The organism is Halosimplex pelagicum (assembly GCF_013415905.1).
In the GTDB taxonomy this organism is placed as follows: domain Archaea; phylum Halobacteriota; class Halobacteria; order Halobacteriales; family Haloarculaceae; genus Halosimplex; species Halosimplex pelagicum.
The window spans coordinates 87,630-107,982 of the sequence record NZ_CP058909.1 but is presented as its reverse complement, the minus strand read 5'-3'; the positions used below and the strand labels follow the sequence as shown (position 1 = coordinate 107,982).

General features: G+C 70.3%; 23 protein-coding genes. 11 read left to right on the top strand and 12 right to left on the bottom strand.

Going from position 1 to position 20,353, the window contains the following annotated elements:
- Nucleotides 1-8: 8 nt before the first annotated feature.
- The gene (locus HZS54_RS00640; RefSeq protein ID WP_179920051.1) at nucleotides 9-1,076 is read right to left on the bottom strand and encodes a TrmB family transcriptional regulator; all 1,068 of its coding nucleotides are present in this window, start codon (nucleotides 1,074-1,076) and stop codon (nucleotides 9-11) included.
- Nucleotides 1,077-1,523: 447 nt separating this feature from the next.
- Between HZS54_RS00640 and HZS54_RS00635 the strand changes: the two genes are divergently transcribed.
- A complete protein-coding gene (locus tag HZS54_RS00635) occupies nucleotides 1,524-2,420 on the top strand; it encodes a magnetosome magnetite crystal formation protein family (RefSeq protein ID WP_179920050.1) in 897 nt (298 codons plus the stop codon).
- 75 nt (nucleotides 2,421-2,495) lie between these two features.
- Here the strand turns inward: HZS54_RS00635 and HZS54_RS00630 are convergent, their stop codons facing one another.
- Nucleotides 2,496-3,020, bottom strand: coding sequence for a DUF367 family protein (locus tag HZS54_RS00630; protein ID WP_179920049.1), 525 nt, complete (start codon nucleotides 3,018-3,020; stop codon nucleotides 2,496-2,498).
- A 159-nt stretch (nucleotides 3,021-3,179) separates the two neighbouring features.
- Here HZS54_RS00630 and HZS54_RS00625 point away from each other — a divergent pair, with 159 nt between their 5' ends.
- On the top strand, nucleotides 3,180-4,667 hold the full coding sequence (locus HZS54_RS00625) for a redoxin domain-containing protein (RefSeq protein WP_179920048.1): 1,488 nt from the start codon (nucleotides 3,180-3,182) through the stop codon (nucleotides 4,665-4,667).
- Between the two features lie 64 nt (nucleotides 4,668-4,731).
- Nucleotides 4,732-5,109: a nuclear transport factor 2 family protein gene (locus tag HZS54_RS00620; RefSeq protein WP_179920047.1), complete on the top strand. Its 378-nt coding sequence runs from the start codon at nucleotides 4,732-4,734 to the stop codon at nucleotides 5,107-5,109.
- Nucleotides 5,110-5,145: 36 nt separating this feature from the next.
- Here the strand turns inward: HZS54_RS00620 and serS are convergent, their stop codons facing one another.
- Nucleotides 5,146-6,528 (bottom strand): serine--tRNA ligase, encoded by a 1,383-nt coding sequence (serS, locus tag HZS54_RS00615; protein ID WP_179920046.1) that lies wholly within the window; start codon nucleotides 6,526-6,528, stop codon nucleotides 5,146-5,148.
- Between the two features lie 482 nt (nucleotides 6,529-7,010).
- On the opposite strand from serS, the gene HZS54_RS00610 reads away from it, so the two are divergent.
- The 3 genes from HZS54_RS00610 to HZS54_RS00600 all read left to right on the top strand — a co-directional run bounded on the left by HZS54_RS00610 (nucleotide 7,011) and on the right by HZS54_RS00600 (nucleotide 9,197).
- On the top strand, nucleotides 7,011-7,862 hold the full coding sequence (locus tag HZS54_RS00610) for an alpha/beta fold hydrolase (protein ID WP_179920045.1): 852 nt from the start codon (nucleotides 7,011-7,013) through the stop codon (nucleotides 7,860-7,862).
- Between the two features lie 128 nt (nucleotides 7,863-7,990).
- Nucleotides 7,991-8,284, top strand: a complete 294-nt coding sequence (locus tag HZS54_RS00605; RefSeq protein WP_179920044.1) for a DUF7130 family rubredoxin-like protein — start codon at nucleotides 7,991-7,993, stop codon at nucleotides 8,282-8,284.
- 7 nt (nucleotides 8,285-8,291) lie between these two features.
- Nucleotides 8,292-9,197 (top strand): ketopantoate reductase family protein, encoded by a 906-nt coding sequence (locus HZS54_RS00600; protein ID WP_179920043.1) that lies wholly within the window; start codon nucleotides 8,292-8,294, stop codon nucleotides 9,195-9,197.
- 12 nt (nucleotides 9,198-9,209) lie between these two features.
- On the opposite strand, the gene HZS54_RS00595 is transcribed toward HZS54_RS00600, so the two are convergent.
- Complete coding sequence (locus HZS54_RS00595) at nucleotides 9,210-11,120, bottom strand: flippase activity-associated protein Agl23 (RefSeq protein ID WP_179920042.1); 1,911 nt, start codon at nucleotides 11,118-11,120, stop codon at nucleotides 9,210-9,212.
- 49 nt (nucleotides 11,121-11,169) lie between these two features.
- Entirely contained in the window at nucleotides 11,170-11,418 is a 249-nt protein-coding gene (locus HZS54_RS00590) for a DUF7533 family protein (RefSeq protein ID WP_179920041.1), read from the bottom strand.
- A gap of 125 nt (nucleotides 11,419-11,543) precedes the next feature.
- On the opposite strand from HZS54_RS00590, the gene HZS54_RS00585 reads away from it, so the two are divergent.
- Complete coding sequence (locus tag HZS54_RS00585) at nucleotides 11,544-12,200, top strand: riboflavin synthase (protein WP_179920040.1); 657 nt, start codon at nucleotides 11,544-11,546, stop codon at nucleotides 12,198-12,200.
- A gap of 59 nt (nucleotides 12,201-12,259) precedes the next feature.
- Here HZS54_RS00585 and HZS54_RS00580 read toward each other — a convergent pair whose 3' ends face one another.
- Nucleotides 12,260-13,273 carry a PrsW family intramembrane metalloprotease gene (locus HZS54_RS00580; RefSeq protein ID WP_179920039.1) on the bottom strand — a complete coding sequence of 338 codons (1,014 nt, stop codon included), beginning with the start codon at nucleotides 13,271-13,273 and terminating at the stop codon, nucleotides 12,260-12,262.
- Nucleotides 13,274-13,634: 361 nt separating this feature from the next.
- On the opposite strand from HZS54_RS00580, the gene pdxT reads away from it, so the two are divergent.
- The 3 genes from pdxT to hisE all read left to right on the top strand — a co-directional run bounded on the left by pdxT (nucleotide 13,635) and on the right by hisE (nucleotide 15,080).
- Nucleotides 13,635-14,261: a pyridoxal 5'-phosphate synthase glutaminase subunit PdxT gene (gene pdxT / locus HZS54_RS00575; RefSeq protein WP_179920038.1), complete on the top strand. Its 627-nt coding sequence runs from the start codon at nucleotides 13,635-13,637 to the stop codon at nucleotides 14,259-14,261.
- 107 nt (nucleotides 14,262-14,368) lie between these two features.
- On the top strand, nucleotides 14,369-14,695 hold the full coding sequence (locus HZS54_RS00570; protein ID WP_179920037.1) for an SHOCT domain-containing protein: 327 nt from the start codon (nucleotides 14,369-14,371) through the stop codon (nucleotides 14,693-14,695).
- A gap of 97 nt (nucleotides 14,696-14,792) precedes the next feature.
- Nucleotides 14,793-15,080: a phosphoribosyl-ATP diphosphatase gene (gene hisE / locus HZS54_RS00565; protein WP_179920036.1), complete on the top strand. Its 288-nt coding sequence runs from the start codon at nucleotides 14,793-14,795 to the stop codon at nucleotides 15,078-15,080.
- Nucleotides 15,081-15,146: 66 nt separating this feature from the next.
- On the opposite strand, the gene HZS54_RS00560 is transcribed toward hisE, so the two are convergent.
- The 4 genes from HZS54_RS00560 to HZS54_RS00545 form a co-directional block, all read right to left on the bottom strand.
- The gene (locus HZS54_RS00560) at nucleotides 15,147-15,398 is read right to left on the bottom strand and encodes a hypothetical protein (protein WP_179920035.1); all 252 of its coding nucleotides are present in this window, start codon (nucleotides 15,396-15,398) and stop codon (nucleotides 15,147-15,149) included.
- 79 nt (nucleotides 15,399-15,477) lie between these two features.
- Nucleotides 15,478-15,846: a MarR family transcriptional regulator gene (locus HZS54_RS00555; RefSeq protein WP_179920034.1), complete on the bottom strand. Its 369-nt coding sequence runs from the start codon at nucleotides 15,844-15,846 to the stop codon at nucleotides 15,478-15,480.
- Nucleotides 15,847-15,931: 85 nt separating this feature from the next.
- Entirely contained in the window at nucleotides 15,932-16,246 is a 315-nt protein-coding gene (locus HZS54_RS00550) for an ASCH domain-containing protein (protein WP_179920033.1), read from the bottom strand.
- 48 nt (nucleotides 16,247-16,294) lie between these two features.
- Complete coding sequence (locus tag HZS54_RS00545; RefSeq protein WP_179920032.1) at nucleotides 16,295-16,660, bottom strand: DUF5518 domain-containing protein; 366 nt, start codon at nucleotides 16,658-16,660, stop codon at nucleotides 16,295-16,297.
- Nucleotides 16,661-16,830: 170 nt separating this feature from the next.
- Here HZS54_RS00545 and HZS54_RS00540 point away from each other — a divergent pair, with 170 nt between their 5' ends.
- Nucleotides 16,831-17,838 carry an NOG1 family protein gene (locus tag HZS54_RS00540; protein WP_179920031.1) on the top strand — a complete coding sequence of 336 codons (1,008 nt, stop codon included), beginning with the start codon at nucleotides 16,831-16,833 and terminating at the stop codon, nucleotides 17,836-17,838.
- 255 nt (nucleotides 17,839-18,093) lie between these two features.
- On the opposite strand, the gene HZS54_RS00535 is transcribed toward HZS54_RS00540, so the two are convergent.
- Complete coding sequence (locus tag HZS54_RS00535; RefSeq protein WP_179920030.1) at nucleotides 18,094-18,849, bottom strand: SIMPL domain-containing protein; 756 nt, start codon at nucleotides 18,847-18,849, stop codon at nucleotides 18,094-18,096.
- A 166-nt stretch (nucleotides 18,850-19,015) separates the two neighbouring features.
- Nucleotides 19,016-20,299 (bottom strand): TIGR00341 family protein, encoded by a 1,284-nt coding sequence (locus HZS54_RS00530; protein ID WP_179920029.1) that lies wholly within the window; start codon nucleotides 20,297-20,299, stop codon nucleotides 19,016-19,018.
- Nucleotides 20,300-20,353: the final 54 nt, after the last annotated feature.

The following is a 20,353-nucleotide window of genomic DNA, read 5'->3' as shown; positions in this document are numbered from 1 at the left end:
GTGGGGCGTCACTCCGAGACGCCTTCGACGCGGACGACCTCGGCCTCTACGTCCTCGGTGACGGCGCCCCAGCCGCCGACTTCGACCTTGCCCTCGTCGGTCGCGACGACGATAGCGACCGTCCCGCCGAGTTCGTCGTAGGAGGGGTCCGTGACGGCGTCGTTGTCGGGGCCGAGTCGGATGTCGACCAGGTCGCCGCGGACCTGCACGGGGTCGCCGGTGTCGGTGTCGCGGCCGCGGACGCCGACGGTGACGGTGGCGCCGTCGCTCCAGCAGACGGCGGCGTGGCGGACGAACTCCTCGATGCTGATGTAGGCGCTCTCGTCGGGCTCGGCGACGTGGAGGCGTTCGGCGGGGACCCACCCGCAGGTGAGAAACGACCAGTGAAAGAGAAAGGTCAGCAGGTCGTCGCCGACCTGGACGCCGTACTGCTCGTCGCCGTGGACGTTCGGCGAGAGGAACCCCTGCCGGCGGTCGACGACGGTGAGGAAGGAGCCGGGCGAGTGTGAGTGCCGGACTTCGGTGATGGGGCTGTTCGCGAGGCGCTCGGCGGACACGTCGGTGTCGGCGACGGGGCCGTTGACCGACGCGTGGACGACGACGCCGCGCTCGGCGGCGGCCGCCAGCGCGGGGCGCAGCTCGGCGAACTGCTCTGCGCTCCCGCCGAACTCGACGGACACCTCGGCGTCCTCGATGGCGACGCGGGCGTTCTCGACGACGGTCCGCCGGCGCTTGACGACGCTGACGCGGTGTTCGCTGGGGTCGGGGCGCTCCCAGCGGTCCTCGATCGCGTCGGCGGCGTCGGCCAGCAGCTCCCCCGTCGAGCGCAGTTCGTCGAGCACGTCGCCGGGCTCGTCGGCGCGGGCGTGCAGGCGGTCCCCTTCGACGGTCTCGACGAACCCGCGGTCCTCCAGCGTCCGTACCACGTCGTACACCTGCGAGGTGGGCACACCGGCCCGCTCGGCTACGTCGACGACCGGCGCCGTTCCCTGGTCCAGCAGTCCGAGGTACACGGCCGACTGGTACTCCGTCAGGCCCGCGCGCTCCAGCGCCTCGCGGAGTCGATCCGTCTCCATGCCAACCCGTGCTTCCCGCCCGAGTAAAGCGTTGCCCTGGCCGTCCGGGTCCGTCCCCGCGCGGTCCCGCGGCGAGCGGGGCCGCCACTCGCCCCCGCTGAGTCGATCGAGACCGAGGACCCGCCGTCGGCGAAGCGCTCCCTCGACGAGACGGGCTCGGACGCCCGGACGGGTCCGAACGGGTGACGTTCCACCCCGCTACCGACGACGCCGCCCCGCTGGCCCCTCGCGCTGGCGCAGTTCACTCCCCGTCGGCTGTGAGAGACGAGTAGAGCCGCCGAAACAGTCGTTCACTCCGTCCGAACGACCCCCAGAGCGGCCGCCAAAATATCATTCGGCAGTGAAAAGTATTACAAGTGGGGCATTCGCTCGTGCTGACATGGTTGGGAAGCACCGACCGAGGGAAACGGGGCATCGACGGGGCCTGCGCGCCGCTGAGGTGGAACGATGACGGACGACGGGTCCACCGAAGCGGGCGAGTCCGACGAGAACGGTCAGGCCGAGGAATCGACCGACGGGGAGTCGATCGAGGGACAGTCCACGGGCGGGCAGTCCGTCGCGGGGCAGTCCACGAGCGGTCAGTCCGCGGGCGGACAGTCCGCGAACGGAGCGTCCCCGGACGGCCAGTCGGCCAGTGGACAGTCCGCGAACGGAGCGTCCCCGGACGACCAGTCGGCCAGTGGACAATCCACCGGCGGCCAGTCGGCGGATGGTCAGTCCACGGGCGGGCAGTCGGCCAGTGGACAATCCACCGGCGGTCAGTCGGCTGGTGGTCAGTCCACGGGCGGCCAGTCGGCTGGCGGACAGCCGACCGGCGGTCAATCCGCGGGCGGCCAGTCGACCGGCGGTCAATCGTCCAGCAGTCAGTCCACCGGCGGACAGAGCGGTGGCCGGACCGGCGGACAGGCGGGCGGTCAGGCCGGTGGACAGTCCGCCGGGCGGACCGCGAACGCCCAGCCGAGCGGTGAGATGACCGGCCCCGCGGCAGGCGGGACGGACCTGGAGCCGAACGTCGCGGCGGCGATCGCGTACCTGTTCGCGCCGCTGACGGGGATCGTCATGCTGCTGGTCGAGGGCGACGAGGACGACTTCGTGCGCTTCCACTCGATCCAGAGCATCGGCTTCGGCGCGGTCGCCATCGCCGCGTGGGTCGCCGTCGGCATCGTCATGGGGATACTCACGGCGATACCGGTCGTCGGCGACATCTTCGCGTTCCTGGTACTCCCGCTGAACGCCGTCGTCGGCCTCGGCGCGTTCGCCGTCTGGCTGTTGCTCGTCCTCAAGGCCTACCAGGGCGAGCGCTACGGCCTGCCGGTTATCGGTCCGATCGCCGCGTCGAACTGAACCGACTCCCGGGTCCTCCGGGTTCTCGACACGACTCCGGCAAGCGGCGCCGCCGGAGGGGCGATTCGAACGGTTCTACGCCTCTCCCTCGCCCTCGTCGGCGAGGTAGTCGTCCTGCACGGCGAGCACTTCGGTCGAGTCGGCGCAGTCGGCGTACCGGCGCAGCGGTTCCTCGTTGAGTTCGAGGAAGGTGTGACCCCACGAGAACCGGTCGAGGATCCCCTCGGCCTGCTCGCGCTCGCCGAGGATGCAGAGCGCGCCGGCGAACGCCTCGACGGTGTTCAACTGGAAGGCCGTCCCGTAGTTGACGGGGTTGCCGGCGACGAGGAACGGCAGCGAGCGGTGGACGCCTTCCAGATCGAACGCCTCGCGCTCGGCGGTCTCCCACGAGCAGTCGAGCGCGACGAGCCGGTCGCGGCGGGCGCCCGTCCCCTCGCGGTCGGCCGGCGAGAGCGCCTGGTCGGCGAAGGGGTTGAGGACGATCCCCGGCGGCGTCGCCCGCGTCGAGCGGTGCAACTCGGCGTCGTCGAACTTCGCGAGCCGACGGGCCGAGCACTTCTTGGGGTCGTCGTCGCCCTCGTAGCGGACGTGTAACTCCACGGCCACCGGTACTCGTCGGGGTGGCAAAAGCCGCTCGGGTCGCTCGGACCGCTCGGACCGTGGCGGTCCGGCCGATGCGGTCCATCCGGCCGATCCGGCGTATACAGCGCGTGAAAACGCTGGGAAGGTCTAAATAGGATAGCTCACGTCTATGGAACAATGCTTTCGGAGGGTGCGGCGGCGCCAGCGGTCGACCTGCCGGCGTACGTCGACGGCGAGCGCCGGCGGGTGGACCTGGGCGAGTACCTCGGGGAGGGGATCGTCGTTCTCGCCTTCTATCCGGCCGATTTCAACCCCGCCTGCACGATGCAGGAGTCGGACCTGGGCGACCTGGACCTGTTCACGATGCAGAAGGACGTGTCGGTGTTCGGGGTCTCGCCGGACAGCACCTACAGCCACGAGGCGTTCGCCGAGCGCTACGGGCTGCACGTCCCGCTGTTGAGCGACCGCGAGGGCGAGGCCACGGCGGCCTACGGCGTGGCCACCGAGAACGAGGTCGGCGAGCGCCTCGTCCGGCGGTCGGTCTTCGTCGTCGACCACCGCGGGACCGTCCAGTACGCCCGGGCGGCCGACGACCTCGAGACGCCGCTCGACGTGGGCCCCGTCAAGGCGGCCGTCGGCGACATCGGCGGCGACGACACCGCGCTGGACCGCTACCGCGTCGGGCACGACCACTACGCCGAGGGCCGCGAGGCGTTCCGTGCGGCGATGGCCGACTACGAGGACCGCGAGTGGATGGACGCGCGCAACGGGTTCGAGGAGGCCGAACCCGCGTTCACCGACGCCGCCGACCACTTCGACACGGCGGTTCGGTTCGCCGAGACCGCCGCCTTCGAGACGGTCGTCGACCGCACCGAGGAGAAGGCCGACACGCTCGCCCACGCGACCAGCTGGCTGGCCGACTCCGCCGACGCGCTCGCCAGCGGCCGCGGCAAGCAGGGCGCCCAGTACCGCGAGGACGCCGAGCGCCTGCTCGACGCCGCCACGGACCTCTCGGAGCCGCCCGGGCCCGACGCCTTCCGACTGACCGCCGAGGGGATCGAACTCGGCGACTCGGTCGTCGTCGACCCCGAGGAGGAGGCAGGCTACGACTGGCAGGCCGACGACGCCGGCGGCGTCGACACCGGACTGGCCGTCGACGACGCCGACCTCGACGCCGCCGTCGCCGGCGAGGCCGACGACTACGAACCGGCCGACGAACCGGACACCGTCGAGGGTGACCTGGAGATGGACCTGGACGCGGTGGGCGAGGCCGACGACGGGGACGACGAGAGCGAGGGGTCCAGCGTCGAGGGCGACACCGTCGAGGGTGACCTGGAGATGGACCTGGACGCGGTGGACGCGGCGACCGACGGCGCGGCAGACGAGACCGGAGCGGGTCCGACCGACCGGCCCGACGGGTCGGCCGACGGACCGGACGGAGCGACCTCCGGCCGTTCGGGGTCGAGCGACGGTTCCGATACCGGGACTGGGACCGGAGACGAGCCGGGCGACGGGCGAGCCGCGGGGGACGAACGGGCCGGCGGCGACCCGGCCGACGGCGACGACGCGGACGTGGCGGAACTCGACCTGAGCGACCCGACCGAGGGCGACGACGAGGACGAGGCCGACGACGAGCGGGCCGACTGGGACATCCCCGGCCGCTAGTCCGGGACCGGCGGTCGAAGCACCGGACCGCCGCGTTCATGCCGCGAGCCCGTCAAGCGGAGGTATGACCGACGGCGCCGAGCGGGCGCGGGCGTACTACCGGGCGCTCGACGAGGCCGACTACGACGGGCTGGCCGACCTGCTGGCCGAGGGCTTCGTCCACGACCGGCCGGACCGGACCATCGACGGCCGCGACCGGTTCGTCGCGTTCATGCGCGAGGAGCGGCCCCAGACGGACACCGACCACCAAATCGAGGCGGTGTTCGCGGCCCGCGGCGGAGTCGGCGAGCGGGGAGCCGACGGCGACGAGGACGCCGCCGCCGGGAGCGTCGCCGTTCAGGGCCGGCTGCTCGCCGCCGACGGGTCGGCGATCACCGGATTCGTCGACGTGTTCCGGCTGTCGGAAGCCGAGATCGAACGGATAGAGACGTACACGGACTGACTGCTGCGGTCGCTACGACTTCCCCGGGGCCGGGCGTCACTCCTTCTCGCCGGCGCCGACGGCGCTCTCGCCGACCGGCTCGTGTCCGTCGATGACCTCCTGGCCGTTCATGTACGGCCGCAGCGCCTCGGGGACGGTGACGGTGCCGTCGTCGTTCTGGTAGTACTCCATGATCGCGACCATCACCCGGGGGACGGCGACGCCGCTGCCGTTGAGCGTGTGGAGGTACTCGGCCGATTCGTGGCGCTCCGGTCGGTAGCGCAGGCCCGCCCGCCGCGCCTGGAAGTCCTCGAAGTTCGAGACGCTGGAGACTTCGAGCCAGCGGCCGCCCACGTCGGGACCCTCGTCCATGTCGTCGGCGGGCGCCCACACCTCGATGTCGTACTTCTTGGCCTGGGTGAACCCCATGTCGCCGGTACACATGTCCAGCACGCGGTAGGGCAGGCCGAGGCGCTGGAGCACCTCCTCGGCCTCGCTCAGGAGTCCCTCCAGCCGGTCGTAGCTCTCCTCCGGTCGGACGAAGTTGACGAGTTCGACCTTGTTGAACTGGTGGACGCGGACGTACCCGCGCGTCTCCGTGCCGTGTTCGCCGGCCTCGCGCCGGAAGTTCGGCGAGAAGGCCTGATGCTTGAGGGGAAGGTCGTCGTCCAGCAGGATCTCGTCGCGATACATGTTGGTGACCGGCACCTCCGCGGTGGGGAGCAGCCACAGGTCGTCGTCGTCGTAGTCGTCGTCCTGGCGGGCCTCGACGCGGTAGGCGTCCTCGGCGAACTTCGGCAGTTGCCCGGTCCCGCGCATCGACGCGGAGTTGACGGGGATCGGCGGCGCCACCTCCACGTAGTCCTGCTCGTCGTGGACGTCGAGGAAGAACTGGATCAGCGCCCGCTCCAGTTTCGCGCCGTCGCCCTTGACGAACTGGAAGCCGCCGCCCGACACTTTCGCGCCGCGCTCGAAGTCGAGGATGTCGAGGTCCTCGCCCAGGTCGTAGTGGGGGGTCACCTCGTCGGGGTCGACGCGGAGGTCGTCGAACCCCTCGCGGTAGCGCTCGACGTTGTCGCTCTCGTCTTCCCCCGTCGGGACCGACTCGTGGGGCACGTTCGGGATCGTCAGGAGGCGCTCTTCGAGTTCCGCCTGGAGTTCGTCCGCGCGGTCCTCGATGTCCTGAAGCTCGTCCTTGAGCTCCTGGGAGCGCTCGATGGCCTCCTGGGCCTCCTCGTCTTTGCCTTCCTGTTTGAGGTCGCCGATCGTCGAGGACACCTCGTTGCGCTCGTGGCGGAGGCCGTCGCCGCGGGACTTGAGTTCGCGCCACTCCTCGTCGATCTCGAGGATCTCGTCCAGGTCGACGCTCGTGACGCCCTTGCGCTCGATGGCGTCGCGGACCGCCTCGGGGTTCTCCCGGACGAACTGCCTGCTTAGCATGGTCGGCGGTTCTCGATGGAGGGAAGTAGGCGTGTCGGTCCGATGTGGATCGGTCTCAGTGTTCAGCGGCGACGCTGAGATTCCAGTGAACGCTACCGCGACCGCCGCTCGAACTGGACCGCAGAACAGCGTGAAAGCCCCGACGCGTTCGGCTACCGGGGCTCGCTGCGCGCGCTCCCTTCGGTCGCGTGCTAGCGTCGCCCGGGTTCGCCGAACGCGTCGCCCCTTTCATTCCCGCCCGCACAGACTGGTCGTCCAGCCGACACGGGTGGGAATGAAAGGGGCCGTCATCGGGCGGCTCTGCCGCCCGATTGCTCGGGAGAGCTTCGCTCTCCCGGAGCGAGCTGGGGCTTTCAGGCTGTTCGCGGTAGTTCGACCGAGTCTCGTCGTAGCGGTCACACCAGTCCCGCCGGGGTACGAGACAACGACCCACACACATCGGAGCGATACCCGTTTGTGTCCGGGCCCGTACCTACGAACACATGACGGAGCCGTCGACGATCGAACTGCCGGACGGCCGAACGCTGTCGTACGCCGAGTACGGCGACCCCGAGGGGACGCCCGTGTTCGCCTTCCACGGCGTCATCGGGTCGCGACTGATGTGGTCGCTCTGTGACGAGGACGCCCGCGAGCGAGGGGTCCGCCTCGTCGCGCCGGACCGACCGGGCTTCGGCGCGTCGGACTTCCACGGCGGCCGGTCACTGCTCGACTGGCCGGCGGACGTGTGCGCGCTGGCCGACGAACTGGGGATCGACCGCTTCGGGGTGACGGGCTTTTCGGGTGGTGGCCCGCACGCGATGGCCTGCGCTCACGCCGTGCCCGAGCGGGTGCGCGGCGTCTCGCTGGTGAGCACGGTGACGCCCCCGGAGACGCGGGATCGGGCGGACCCGTTCAACGAGGCGGTGCTGTCGGCGACGCGGTTCGTGCCGGGCTTCTCCCAGGCCGCGTTCGCGTCGTCGGCGTGGCTGGCCGACAACGCCTGGCCGCAGTTCCGCACGGCGCTGAAGGTCGGGTCGCCGCCCGAGGACCGAACGATATTCGACGGACCGGCGGGCGAGACGCTGTTCGCCGACGGCGCCGAGGCGTTCCGCAACGGTTCCCGGGGGCCGGCCCACGACCTGCCGCTGGTGGGCGACGACTGGGGGTTCGACGCCCGTGACTGTCCGCACGACGTGGACCTGTGGCACGGTCGCGCCGACGCGACGGTCGGCCCCGACCTCGCGCGGGCGTTCGGCGACCTGCTGCCCGCCGCCGACCTGTATCTGGGCGACGGCGCTCACTACTCCACCTACGTCGACAACCGCGGCGCGATCCTCGACGCCGCGGCGGGCTGACGACGCGACTGGGGCAGCCCGCGGGGCTGCGGGGAACTCTCCGCCGGACGGGGGTTCGCAGCGCGACTCGAACACCGTCGTCGGGGTCGACACCCACATTTATGCGCGGGTCGGGCGTCAGTCCACGTATGAGCGAGTCAGACAGCGAGACCGATCTGGGCTTCGGCCAGGCGGTCTTCGACGACGAGGGGAACCGACTCGGGACCGTCCGCGGGTTCGACGAGCACGGCTTCTACGTGACGACCGAGGAGGGGATCGCCGGCATGGGCCAGCACCTCTCGACCACCGCCGACAGCGGCGAGGCCGAGCTGATGTGGCGCTGCTGGGACTGCGGCGAGATGGGCGACATCGAGGAGATCCCCGAGACCTGTCCCGCCTGCGGCGCCGAGCGCGAGAGCATCTACTACTGGGCCGAAGACTGAGGCGGCCGTGCGCGTCCTCGTCTTCGGCGCCGGGAGCCTCGGGAGCCTCCTCGGGGGCCTGCTCGCGCGCGCCCACGAGGTGACGCTGGTCGGCCGCGACCCGCACGTCGAGCGAGTCCGCGCCGAGGGGCTCCGGATCGCCGGTGAGGTCTCGGCGCGCGTCGAGCCGGCGGCGACGACCGCGGTGCCCGCCGAGCGGTTCGACCTGGCGCTCGTCGCCGTGAAGGCCTTCGACACGCCGGCCGCCGCCGAAGCGCTCGGTGGCGCCGACCTCGACGCGGTCCTCTCCGTCCAGAACGGGCTGGGCAACGAGGCGACGCTGGCCGAGGCGCTCGACGCCGAAGTACTGGCGGGCACCTGCACCTACGGCGCGCGCCTGACCGAGCCGGGCGTCGTCGAGTGTACCGGCCGCGGTGAGGTGGCGCTTGGACCGCCCGACGGCGGGGAGTCGCCGGTCGCCGAGTCGGTCGGCGCGACCCTGCGCGCGGCCGGCGTCGAGGCGACCGTCGCCGGCGACATGCCGCGACGGTGCTGGGAGAAGTTGGCCGTCAACGCGGGGATCAACGCGGTGACCGCGCTCGCGCGCGTCGAGAACGGCGCGCTCGTCGACGGACCGGCGGGCGAGTCGGCTCGCCGTGCGGCGAGGGAAGCCGCGCGCGTCGCGCGCGACGAGGGTATCGACCTGTCCGACGGCGCGGCCGTCGAGGCGGTCGAGCGCGTGGCGGCGGCGACGAGCGCCAACCGGTCGTCGATGCTACAGGACGTAGACGCCGGTTCGCGGACCGAGATCGACGCGATCAACGGTGCGGTCGTCGACCGGGCCGACGGGAGAGTTCCGGTCAACGAGACGCTGACAGCGCTGGTTCGAGGGTGGGAACGGGAGCGCGGGCTGCGAGAGGACGGAGAGAAGTGATCCCGGAGCCGGTCAGTTGCCGACGGCGAGCGCCCGCGGTTCGACGGCGCTCGCGTTCCCGCTCGACTGGTCGGGCGTCCGGTCGCTGAAGAAGACCGTCTCGCTGCCGTAGCTTCGCAGGCGGTACACGTCGGCGTCGTACCCATCCAGGGCGGGCGCCAGATCGTTCTCCAGCGAGTTCGGCGCGATGACGACCAGCGGGTCGACATCGCCGTCCTGGAGTCGCTGGGCGGCGGTTTCGGCGTCCTGGATGCAGTCTCCGGTGGCGCCGTAGGCGTCGACGTACCACTGCAAGGGGAGCGTCTCGCTGATGCTGGAACAGCGTGGTTCGATCCCGCCGTCCCGCGGGTTGTTGCGTACGTAGCTGCTTCCGACGAAGAGCACGTCGGGTCCCTGATGGTCGGCGGCGTGGTCTTCCAGCACTTCCATCGAGGGACGGAAGTCGTCGGCCGGCTGGGCGTACTGGACGAGTTCGTTGTCGTCGCTGGTGTCGTTCATGTAGACGTACCAGCCCGCGGAGCCGGCCATGTAGCCGGCGATCAACACGAGGGCGAACGCGGTGATACCGAACCGGACCGAGTTCGTGTGGACGGCGTCTCGGCCTCTGTCCGCGACCAGCGCGATGCCGACGCCGGCGGGGAGCGCCAGCGGAACGAGCGCGTTGACGGCGATCCACGCGTTGGCGATGTCGGTCCCGAGCGGGTAGCCGACGACGGAGACGAAGCCCCAGTAGGCGCAGAAGAGGACGACGCCGCGCGAGCGGGCGCGACCCCACCGTTCGGCGAGGAAGCCGACGACGGCCATTATCGTCAGCGCGAGCGCCGACTGGGCCATCGCGTGGACCTCCTGGCCGAGGAAGCAGAGGTAGGCGTCGATGATGTTCTCCTTGCGGCAGCCGGCGTCGGTCGTCCCGCCGAACCAGTAGCTGTACCCCTCGACCACGTCGTCGAGCGTCCGGCCGAAGAGATCGGGGAACAGCGTCGGGTTGGTGACCGCCTGCCAGAAGCCGACCGCTTCGGTCCCCGGGGACCGCGGGGCGTAGAAGTACAGCGTGACGGCCAGGAACAGGACGACGGCTATCGCGCCGTGCCAGAGGAAGTCGGCGACGTAGTCTCCGAGCGGACGGGTGCGGGCGTCGAGGCGCTCGCGCGCCCACTCGAAGCCCGAGCGGTCGTCGCCGGTGCGGAACAGCGCCTGGTCGAGCAGCAGGGCGCTCGCGCCGAGCCACACGAGCAGGTACACCGCGGCGTTTTCCTTGGCGGTGAACGCGAGCGCGACGAAGACGACGGCCCCGTAGACGTACCAGACCGACCGCTCGTCGTAGGCGCGCACGAGCAGGCCGAAGGCGACGAACGCGAACGCCGCGGCCAGCAGCGTGCTCCGGAAGAAACGCGAGTAGTACAGCAACAGCGGGCTGAAGGCGAGGAAGAATGCCGTCCCGATCACCTCGTCACCGTCGAGATGCTCGCGAAAGAGGAGCGCCGCGAGCGGGAGGAGGGCGCCGACGAGCGCCACGAACAGCCGCATGGTGAAGTCGTTGGCCCCCAGCGCGTCGAAGAGGAACTTGTTGACGTGCTGGACGAGCGGGCCGTGGATGATGTAGCGGTACTCGAACTGGCCGGTCTCGAGGAAGTAACTCGACCACCAGGCGACCCGCCCCTCGTCGTAGTGGGCGACCCGCGCGCCGAGGAGGGCGAGGCGAGCGAGCAGGCCGCCGGCGACGACGGCGAGGACCCACTGGGTCGTCCGGTCGATGCCGTCGAACCGGCCGGTCGATCCGCCGGGGTCCGGCGGGTCTCGGTCGCTCGCTGTGGATTCGTGGGCGGGGTCGGCCGAGTCGCCGGCGGCGCCGGTCTCGGGTCCAGGGGACTCCCCCGCGTCACCTGACCCGGCGGCGTCGGACTCGGAGTCGGAGCGGCTCATGTCCGCCGTGTCGCCCCCTCACGATTTCAACGCTTGGATCTCTAACGGGTCACTCCTCGTCGTCGTCGGACGACTTCGCGACCGCGCCGACCGTCTTGTCGACGGCCTCGCCGGCCAGGTCGTCCGGCGTCGTGACGTACTCCTCGATGGCGACCATCAGCACGGCGACGACGAGCAGGCCCCCGCCGACGGTCGGCTGTCCCCGGGCCAGCAGGAACTCCAGCCCCAGCAGCGCGACCGGGATCGCGAACACCAGCGTCGTCCCCAGCCCGACCATCCCGAGGATGCTCCGCGCCATACCCCCCGATACCGCGCCGACCGGCAAAAGCCCCGCGTCTCCGGACGCCCGGCGCGGGACCGCCGCGCCACATCACACATACGGGAACGATAACCCTTTTGCGACGATCGTCCCAAGCGTCGGGTATGTTCACCGGTATCGTCGAGGAGACGGGCGAGATCGTCGGGATCGAAGACAGCGACGCGGGTCGCCGGCTCCGGATCGCGACGACGTTCGAGGGCCTGACGGGCGGCCAGAGCATCAGCGTCGACGGGGCGTGTCTCACCGTCGAGGAGCACGCCGACGGCGAGTGGTTTTCGGTGTTCCTGGCCGCCGAGACCCTCGAGCGGACGACCTTCGACTCGGCGAGCGAGGGCCAGGCGGTCAACCTGGAGCGTGCGCTGGCGGCCGACGAACGGTTCGACGGCCACGTCGTCCAGGGCCACGTCGACGGCACCACCGAGATCGTCGACATCGAACGGGTGGGCGAGGACTGGGCGTACACCTTCGAGCTGCCGCCGGGACTCGGACAGTACGTCGTCGAGAAGGGGTCGATCGCCCTCGACGGGATCAGCCTGACCGTCGCCGCGCTCGACGACGCCGGGGGGACGTTTTCGGTGGCGATCATCCCGACGACCTACCACGAGACGACGCTGTCGGACGCGGAGGTCGGCGACCCCGTCCACGTCGAGGTGGACGTGTTCGCCAAGTACGTCGAGCGGATGCTCGGGATGGCCGACCGCGACGCCGAGGCCGGCGCCGACGTGGCGGCGGTGCGAGAGGCGCTCGGCGAGTACCGGTAGTCGCGGTGCGGTCGCGGTCGCGCGACGGCGGAGGGCCGCCGCGCGACGGCGGCGGCCGCTCAGCCGTCGAACTCGGTCATGTCGGCCCGCTCGCCGTCGGGCGCCTCGTCGGTGGCCTCGTGGTAGGCCTGCCGGTACCGGGAGATCTTCCGGATCAGCAGGAGTCCGAAGACGCCGTCGTAGACGATGATGAACCCGAAGAAGGCGACGAACCACGGGATCCCGGTGACGCCGGCGACGACGCCCGGGACGACGCCCGACAGCGTGTTGTACAGCGCGTGGACGACCGTGGCGATGATGAGCCCCTTGACGACGATGGGGCCGGCGCGGTCGCTGTTGAACTTCGCCAGCCCGAGATAGTAACCCGCGAACGCGGAGTAGATGACGTGGCCCGGCCCCGCGAGCGCGCGGACGGCCGTGATGCCGCTGCCGGCGACGACGAGGTTGAACGTGTCGCCGATGCCCTGGGTCTGGCCGGCGATGTAGATGGCGTTCTCGATGGTCGCGAAGCCCAGCCCGGCCATCGCGCCGTAGACCGCGCCGTCGACGACCGCGTCGAACTCCGGCTTGCGGTAGGCGTACAGCCGCACGGCCAGCAGTTTCACCGTCTCCTCGACCGGGCCGACGACGACGAAGAAGTAGAGGATCTGGGTGCCCCAGAACATCAGCCCGAGGCTCTCCAGCGAGTAGCTGACGCCGGTGTTGACGATGCCCGCGAACCCGGCGAACAGCACGCCAAGCAGGAACGTGCCGACGAGCAGCTCCAGCGGTTCGGAGGTCGTCACGTCGGCGTACCAGACGTACGCCGCCAGTCCCAGCGCCGGCACCGCCGACAGCAGCGTGAAGGTGCCGACGATCGGGTCCGCGAGCGCTCCGAGCCCGCCGAGGATCACCTGCGCCCCGAGGATGACCAGCGCCAGCACCACGACGAACAGCCGCAACGCCGACACGCCGGTCGTGTACGCGAACACCGAGAGTTTGTCCAGTACCGACCGCGGCTCCCACGTCGCCACCTCGTAGAGGTCGCGCTCGCCGTCCGCGCGCGCCTCGACCGGGTCCCGGCTCTCTGACATGGGTCGACTGTCGGCCCCGTCGCCCCTAACAGTTTGGCCCTACCGACCGTCGAACGGCGCCGCGCCTCTCGTCCCACCGCGCTCGCGACCTTATACGCGCTAGATGTGATTTAACACACCATACGTCATTGAGGAGTAGGGTTATCAGTGCGAATCCGGGAGTGGGGGCCAATGACACGAGTCAGTTCCAGCCGCGGGATGCTCTACTCGACCCCGCCGGGCGAGGACACAGAGGAAGAGCCGACGGCCGAGGAGTCGGCCGACGACTGAACGGCGCGCGATTCGCCCCGAGCCGGCCACACCAGCACGCAACGCCTGCGGAGAGCGAGAGGTTTTTCGCCACACGTGCGATAGCAGTGGTATGACCATCACGGCGGGCGTCGTCGCCGTCCAGGGCGACGTGAGCGAACACGCCGACGCCATCCGACGAGCCGCCGCCAGCCACGGCACCGAGGCCGAGGTCGTCGAGATCCGGGGCTCCGGCGTCGTCCCCGACTGCGACATCCTCCTGTTGCCGGGCGGCGAGTCGACGGCCATCTCCCGACATCTCCACCGCGAGGGCATCGCTCCCGAGATCGAGGCCCACGTCGCCGACGGCAAGCCCGTGCTGGCGACCTGCGCCGGCCTCATCGTCGCCTCGGCCGACCCCAACGACGACCGCGTCGACTCGCTGGACCTGGTCGACGTGACCGTCGAGCGCAACGCCTTCGGCCGCCAGGCCGACAGTTTCGAGGCGCCGCTCGACGTGACCGGCCTCGACGAGCCGTTCCCGGCGGTGTTCATCCGCGCGCCCGTCATCGACTCGGTCGGCGACGTTGACGTGCTCGCCGAGTGGGACGGCCGCGCCGTCGCCGTCCGCGACGGCCCCGTCGTCGCCACTTCGTTCCACCCCGAACTGACCGACGACGCCCGGATCCACGACCTGGCCTTCTTCGAGGACGCGGTCGCCACCGCGGCGACCGACCGCGGAAGCGAGCCCGAAGCGTAGCGTCCGGCCGGTTCCGGTCGCGACCGGTCGACCCCGTTCCCAGGTCGTGACAATCGCAGCCGGCGGTTTATCTCCGGGGGTCCTTCGTTCACACGAGGGAGACACCGATGATCGATACGACGACACTCCTGCTCCAGCACGGACCGCACCACGGATCGGGCGGGGGAGCGATGGGCGCCGCCGGCGGAGGCGGCTGGATGGGATTCGGACTCCCCTGGGGACTGCTGTGGGTCGTCCTCTCGGTCGCGCTGTTCGCCGTCGCCGTCTACCTGCTCGCGACGCGGATCGACGGCCCGGTCGGGACGGCTCCGACAGCGGCGACCGACGGGGTCGACCCGATGACGACGCTCGAACGGCGCTACGCCCGCGGCGAGATCGACGACGAGACGTTCGAAGAACGCCGGATCCGGCTCGCCGAGCGCGACCGGCAGTGAGCGAGCCGCCGGAGGGGCCGCCAGCGGGCGGGGCCGCCGTCGCGCCCGCGAGCGCGAACCCGAGGGGACTTACCGGAGCGCGCCGACAGCCCGGGTAATGACCGACGACGTGTTAGACGACGTGTTCGCCGTCATCGAGGACCGGAAAGCCGAACTCCCCGAGGACTCCTACACCGCCTCGCTGTTCACCCACGAGAAAGGCGAGAACGCCGTCCTGGAGAAGCTCGGCGAGGAGACCACGGAGTTGCTGCTGGCCGCCAAGGACGACGACCGCGAGGAGATCGCCCACGAATCGGCCGACATCGTCTACCACCTGCTCGTCCTGCTCGCCATGAAGGACATGGATCTGGACGACCTGCGCGACGAGCTCGCCGAACGGCGGTAGGAGTCAGAAGCGTGCCGTGGCATCCGTTACTGATCCGTGAGACAAGCGCACGTCGATCGGCGGGCGCTACACGCCGAGATACGACGTAGCTTCGTTCGCTATCGTATCGGCCATCGCGTCCGTGATACTTCCCTGTGCGCTACTGATATCGGCGTGTTTGATGGTGAACGTATACCACGGTGAGGCGTAGCTGTCTCCGGGCGGTCCGCCGAACCGCCAGTCGTCGGCTTCGATCTCGACCGCTTCCGGTCGCTGTTTCGACGTGAGTGCGACGACGGCGTACTCTTCTCCATGGAAGGGATGGTCGTCGTCGCTCAAGACGACAAAGTACCGGTGATTCGGAGGGTTCTTGAACGGTGCGGGGTGTTTGACCACGTCGGCGCGCTGGAACGGCTGGCTACCCGTCACGCATCTCACGCGGGTCGACCGCGTTCTCGTCCCAGCCTTCGAACTCGTCGTCCGCGTACCGGTCACCGATCGCTTCGAGTCCCAGCATCGTCCCGGTCGACGCGGCCAGACGGTCGTCGTCGCCGATCGCCCAGAACGGTTCGGCGTGACGGACGAGACCCTGCTCTTCGAGACGTTTCAGCGTACCGCGAACGCTCCCCGGTTTGATCCCGGTCTCTTCTGCGATCTCGGCCGGTCTGAAACCCGTCTCCGGGCGCTCTCCGAGAAACGTGAGGATGTGGTACGCGTGTGTATCGGGGTCGAACGCGAGTTCGTTTTCGCTCTGCCGGTCGGCGTATTCGTCGAAGTTTACGGGCATGACTGGTCGCGGGTAACGGTTGTAACGGTGAGTAACGCGGAAACACGGATATCACTTTCGGCGAAGGTCTCACCTCTCGCCGGCACTACTCCCGCGGTTCGAACCGATGGCGGACGACCTCGCTGTCGTCGTCCCACTCGAAGGAGTCGTGGACGCGGTTCAGCCGCTCGCGGTACGCCGCCAGGTCCTCCGACCCCTCCCGCTGGGCGTCCTCGTCGGTGAGGTCGCCGAGGGTGCGGCGGGTCACGTCGGTCACCTCGAAGGTCGTCCCGTCGATCTCGAAGGTGTCGCCCTCGTCGGCGTACTTGTGCCCGCGGTGCATCTGAGTGACGCGGCCGGCGGCCGCCATGCTCTGGACGTGCTCGTTGGGCAGCACCTCGCCGGCGTCGATCTCGGCCATGTCGACCTTCGGGTCGGCAGCGGGAAAAACGTGACTTCCGGGGGCGGCTCAGTCGGCGAGGAGCGCGCCGATCGCGCCGCCGACGGCGCTATCGAGGGCGAAGACCAAGGCGATGACGAGGCCGACGACGACGACGCTGAGCCCGCCGAACAGGCCGCCGACGGGGCCGCCGAGGACGCCGCCGAGCAGGCCGGCGATGGGGGCCGTGACGAGGACGAGCACCAGCCCGCCGAAGGCGCCGGCGAGCAGGCCGTGCCAGAGGCCGCTCCCGAGGCCGCCGCCGGCGAGGTAGCCGGCGACGAACCCGGCGATCAGCCCGGCGCCGATGTGGCCGACCACCGGGACGAGGAAGGCGGCGAGTCCCGCGACGATACCGGCTGCGAATCCCCAGACGACGGCGCTCCAGTCGGTCATAGGTGACGTAGGGCGCCGCGGTTCATATGCGATTCGCCGGGGTTCGCAGGTGGGAGCGACGAGGGCGGGCGTGCGAGTGCGACCGCCGGCGCGTTCGCGGGCTGCGGCGCGCTCGCACGGGCGTCGGCGAGTAAACGGCCTTTTACGCGCCGGCCGTGTATCGGGGGGCAATGAGCCAACCGTTCGAGGACCTGCAGACGACGCCGACCGCCGAGGAGCTGGTGGACAAGGCGTTCTCGCGGGCCGCACGCGCGGGGCGGGCCAAGGACGGCCTCGACGCCCAGCAATCGATGCTCCAGACCGCCTCCAATATCGCGTCGGACAACCTGGAGAACGTCGTCACCGGCTGGCCCGACTTCGACGACCTCGACCCGTTTTACTACGAACTCGCCGACGCCATCATGGCGTCGAACACCACCGGCGAGGACGCCCCCGATATCGGCGGCATCGACGCCGTCCGCCAGCACCTCTCGGAGGTCGGGTGGGCGAGCCGCAAGACCGCCGACATCCGCCGCGAGTACGCCGAACGGCTCGCCAGCAGCGACATCGACACCGCGACGAAGATCCGCAAGCAGGCCTTTGCCCGCATCGCCGACGTGGTCGAGGAGGTCGAGGACGACCTGGCCGCCGTCGGCGCCGCCCGCGACGACCTGAAGACCCTGCCCGACATCCGGCCGGACGAGCCGACCATCGTCGTCGCCGGCTACCCCAACGTCGGCAAGTCCACCTTCGTCAACGCCGTCACGAACGCCCGCAACGAGACCGCCTCCTACCCGTTCACGACGACGGAGATCCGGGTGGGCCACTTCGACGACGGCCACATCCGCTACCAGATCGTCGACACGCCGGGCCTGCTCGACCGCGCGCCCGAGGAGCGCAACGACGTGGAGTCCCAGGCCGCCAGCGCGCTCGAACACCTCGCCGACGGCGTGCTCGTGCTCGTCGACGCCAGCGGGGACTGTGGCTACCCCCTCGACACCCAACTCGCCCTGCGCGACGACCTCGAAGGGCGCTTCGACGTGCCCGTCCTCACCGTCTGCAACAAGGCCGACCGCTCGCGGGACGTGGAGGCGGACCTGTACATGAGCGTCACGGAAGACGAGAACGTCCAGGGCGTCCTCGACGCGGCGGTCGAAGCGGTCGACTACGAGCCGGAACTGCCCTACGACGGGTCCTGACTGCGGAACCGTCGTCGGGACCCGACGGCGGAACCGCGCCGCCGTTCTCCGTCGGATCGACGACCCGCGAGCCGCGGCTGTCGAGGTCGGAAGCGAAACGTTACCGGGGGACCGGTAACGGGAGAACGGAAGCGTCAGCGGGTGGGGAGCGCCCGACGCCGTGGGATCGGGGAGGGGGCGTCGGGCGGTGGGTGTCGGGCGGCGGTCGGTTGCGGGTCGGCGGCTGGTCGCGGGGTGAACGGCGGACCGGCCGCGTCAGTTGCCCGTCTCGTAGACGACGGTGACGGAGGCGCTGACGCTGACCGGGCCGCTGTCGATGGAGGTGCTCGCGTCGCCGCCGGCGGAGAGCGCCGCCGTCTCGACGGCGTAGGGCCGGGCGCTGTACTCCGTGGTGGAGACGCGGTCGACGCCGTTAACGCTCAGATCCTCGGCGGCGGCGATGGTGCTGGCCTCGCCGCGCGCGGAGTTCATCGCCTCGGTGAGGGCCTCCTGACGGAGGTTCTCGCGTTTGTCCGCCGAGAGGGTGAACTCGATGCCGTCGACCTCGTCGGCGCCGTTGGTCACCGCGGTGTCGACGACCTGGCCGACGCTATCGGGGTCGTCGGTCGTGATGGCGAAGGCGTGGACCGCGCGGTAGGTGGGCTCCTCGCTCTCAGCGCCGCCGTAGCGGCGGTTCGTCGAGATGTCGTAGTGGGCCGTCCGGATCTGGCCGTCCTCGATACCCATCTCGTTCAGCGCCGAGCGCATCGAGCTGGCGTTGGTCGACAGGTCCGACCGGACCCGCTCGATCTCGTCGCCCGTCGCGACGACGCCGACGCGGACGACCGCGCGGTCGGCCTCGGCCTGGACCTGGCCGGAGGCACCGACGGTGATCGTGTCGTTCCCGGTCTGCTGTGCGGACTGTTGAGCCTCGACCGGCGAGCCGCCGGCCGCGAACGCGGCGCCGACGCCCGCCGTCGCCAGCAGCGCGGCGACGACGGCCACGCCGGCGAGTGTGAGTCGTGAGTTCATGCGTTCGCTTCGACGACCCCCTATCACATAGCGACCACGTTAACTCAAACGCGCCTTTGAGGGATCGAAATCGGCCGTCTGACGCGCGTCGGACGGCGCTGGGCGGTTCCGTGTCGTCGGCCGATCGATGACATCGTGCTGTCAGATGGGTCCGGCGAGGGGTCCATCAGGCCGAGTCGGTGACGACGTACCGGACCTGGGTCTGGACCTCGCGGTCGATGGCCCGTTCGACGCGGCGGTCGATCCGCTCGGCCAGCGCGGGGTGGTCGTGGTCGTCGACGCCGACGGTCACCGTGATCCCGACGGGGTGGCGCAGCAGCGGGCCGCCGCTGCGGTTGACCTCCATCGAGAGCACCTCCGCGGAGGCCCCCGATTCGTCGAGCGCGGCGTTGGTCGCCTCCTGGATCCGTTCCTCGGTCGTGGCGCCCTGGAAGGAGTCGTAGGTGACGCCGCCGAGGAACACCGACAGCGCGACGATGGCGACCACGAGGACGCCGACCCGGCGGATAGTCGCGCCGCGGGCCTCCTCCAGCTGGAACCAGTTGGTCGGCCGGTAGCCGCTGTAGCGCAGGACTATCAGCGCGGCGAGGTTGATCGAGAGGAGGTTCACGAGCACGAGCACGCCCGAGCCGAGCGAGACGACGGGCTTTCCCCACGCGATGCCGATGCCGACGGTCGCCGCCGGCGGGATGAGCGCGACGGCGATCATCACGCCGACGATCGCCGAGGAGATCCCGGCCGTCAGCGAGATCGCGCCGGCGATGCCCGCACCGAGCGCGACGACCAGCGAGAGGAAGTCGGGATACAGGCGGCTGCGGACCTGCGGGATGGCAGTCACGTCGGTGAACGGTGGGATCAGGTGGACGGTCTTGACGAGCCACGCGAAGGCGGCGGCGCTCGCGATCGAGACGGCGAGGCCGACGGCCTGCAGTTTGACCCCGCGGGCGAACAGCTCGTCGTCGACGACGACCGTCCCGACGCTGGCGGCCATCGCCGGACCGATCAGCGGCGCGATCACCATCGACCCGACGATGACCGCGGGGGAGTTCAACAGGAGGCCGGCGGTCGCGATGACCGCGCTGACGACCGTCATCAGGAGGTACGCCGGGGTCGACAGCAGCAGGTCCTTCGCGGCCGCGACGAGTTCCTCGCGGGCGATGCGGTCGCCGTTCTCCTCCTCGGCGTAGCGCTCTTCGAGTTCCTCGAAGTCGTCGGAGACGACCGTCTCGGCGTCGAGGACGACCGTGTAGGTGCTCTCGTCGATACCGGCGGTCCGGAGCGTGTCAAGCACCGGTTCGACGGCGTTCGTGGGCAGCGGGACGTACGCGACGGCGGCGTACTCCCGGCCGCTGGTCTCGTCCGTGACGATGTAGTCGAGGCCCTCGTCGTCGAGCGCCCGCGTGACGGTCTCGCGCTTGCCCGTCGGGATCGTGATCTGGACGAGACGCACGTGCCAGGGAACGGGGAGGACCGTGAAATACGCACGGGATCGGCGGCCGACGCT

Excerpts from the sequence above, each read along its gene's own strand:
- HZS54_RS00640 (WP_179920051.1), bottom strand. The coding sequence starts at position 1,076 with ATGGAGACGGATCGACTCCGCGAGGCGCTGGAGCGCGCGGGCCTGACG.
- HZS54_RS00635 (WP_179920050.1), top strand. The coding sequence starts at position 1,524 with ATGACGGACGACGGGTCCACCGAAGCGGGCGAGTCCGACGAGAACGGT.
- HZS54_RS00625 (WP_179920048.1), top strand. The coding sequence starts at position 3,180 with ATGCTTTCGGAGGGTGCGGCGGCGCCAGCGGTCGACCTGCCGGCGTAC.
- HZS54_RS00620 (WP_179920047.1), top strand. The coding sequence starts at position 4,732 with ATGACCGACGGCGCCGAGCGGGCGCGGGCGTACTACCGGGCGCTCGAC.
- serS (WP_179920046.1), bottom strand. The coding sequence starts at position 6,528 with ATGCTAAGCAGGCAGTTCGTCCGGGAGAACCCCGAGGCGGTCCGCGAC.
- HZS54_RS00610 (WP_179920045.1), top strand. The coding sequence starts at position 7,011 with ATGACGGAGCCGTCGACGATCGAACTGCCGGACGGCCGAACGCTGTCG.
- HZS54_RS00605 (WP_179920044.1), top strand. The coding sequence starts at position 7,991 with ATGAGCGAGTCAGACAGCGAGACCGATCTGGGCTTCGGCCAGGCGGTC.
- HZS54_RS00595 (WP_179920042.1), bottom strand. The coding sequence starts at position 11,120 with ATGAGCCGCTCCGACTCCGAGTCCGACGCCGCCGGGTCAGGTGACGCG.
- HZS54_RS00590 (WP_179920041.1), bottom strand. The coding sequence starts at position 11,418 with ATGGCGCGGAGCATCCTCGGGATGGTCGGGCTGGGGACGACGCTGGTG.
- HZS54_RS00585 (WP_179920040.1), top strand. The coding sequence starts at position 11,544 with ATGTTCACCGGTATCGTCGAGGAGACGGGCGAGATCGTCGGGATCGAA.
- HZS54_RS00580 (WP_179920039.1), bottom strand. The coding sequence starts at position 13,273 with ATGTCAGAGAGCCGGGACCCGGTCGAGGCGCGCGCGGACGGCGAGCGC.
- pdxT (WP_179920038.1), top strand. The coding sequence starts at position 13,635 with ATGACCATCACGGCGGGCGTCGTCGCCGTCCAGGGCGACGTGAGCGAA.
- HZS54_RS00570 (WP_179920037.1), top strand. The coding sequence starts at position 14,369 with ATGATCGATACGACGACACTCCTGCTCCAGCACGGACCGCACCACGGA.
- hisE (WP_179920036.1), top strand. The coding sequence starts at position 14,793 with ATGACCGACGACGTGTTAGACGACGTGTTCGCCGTCATCGAGGACCGG.
- HZS54_RS00555 (WP_179920034.1), bottom strand. The coding sequence starts at position 15,846 with ATGCCCGTAAACTTCGACGAATACGCCGACCGGCAGAGCGAAAACGAA.
- HZS54_RS00550 (WP_179920033.1), bottom strand. The coding sequence starts at position 16,246 with ATGGCCGAGATCGACGCCGGCGAGGTGCTGCCCAACGAGCACGTCCAG.
- HZS54_RS00545 (WP_179920032.1), bottom strand. The coding sequence starts at position 16,660 with ATGACCGACTGGAGCGCCGTCGTCTGGGGATTCGCAGCCGGTATCGTC.
- HZS54_RS00540 (WP_179920031.1), top strand. The coding sequence starts at position 16,831 with ATGAGCCAACCGTTCGAGGACCTGCAGACGACGCCGACCGCCGAGGAG.
- HZS54_RS00535 (WP_179920030.1), bottom strand. The coding sequence starts at position 18,849 with ATGAACTCACGACTCACACTCGCCGGCGTGGCCGTCGTCGCCGCGCTG.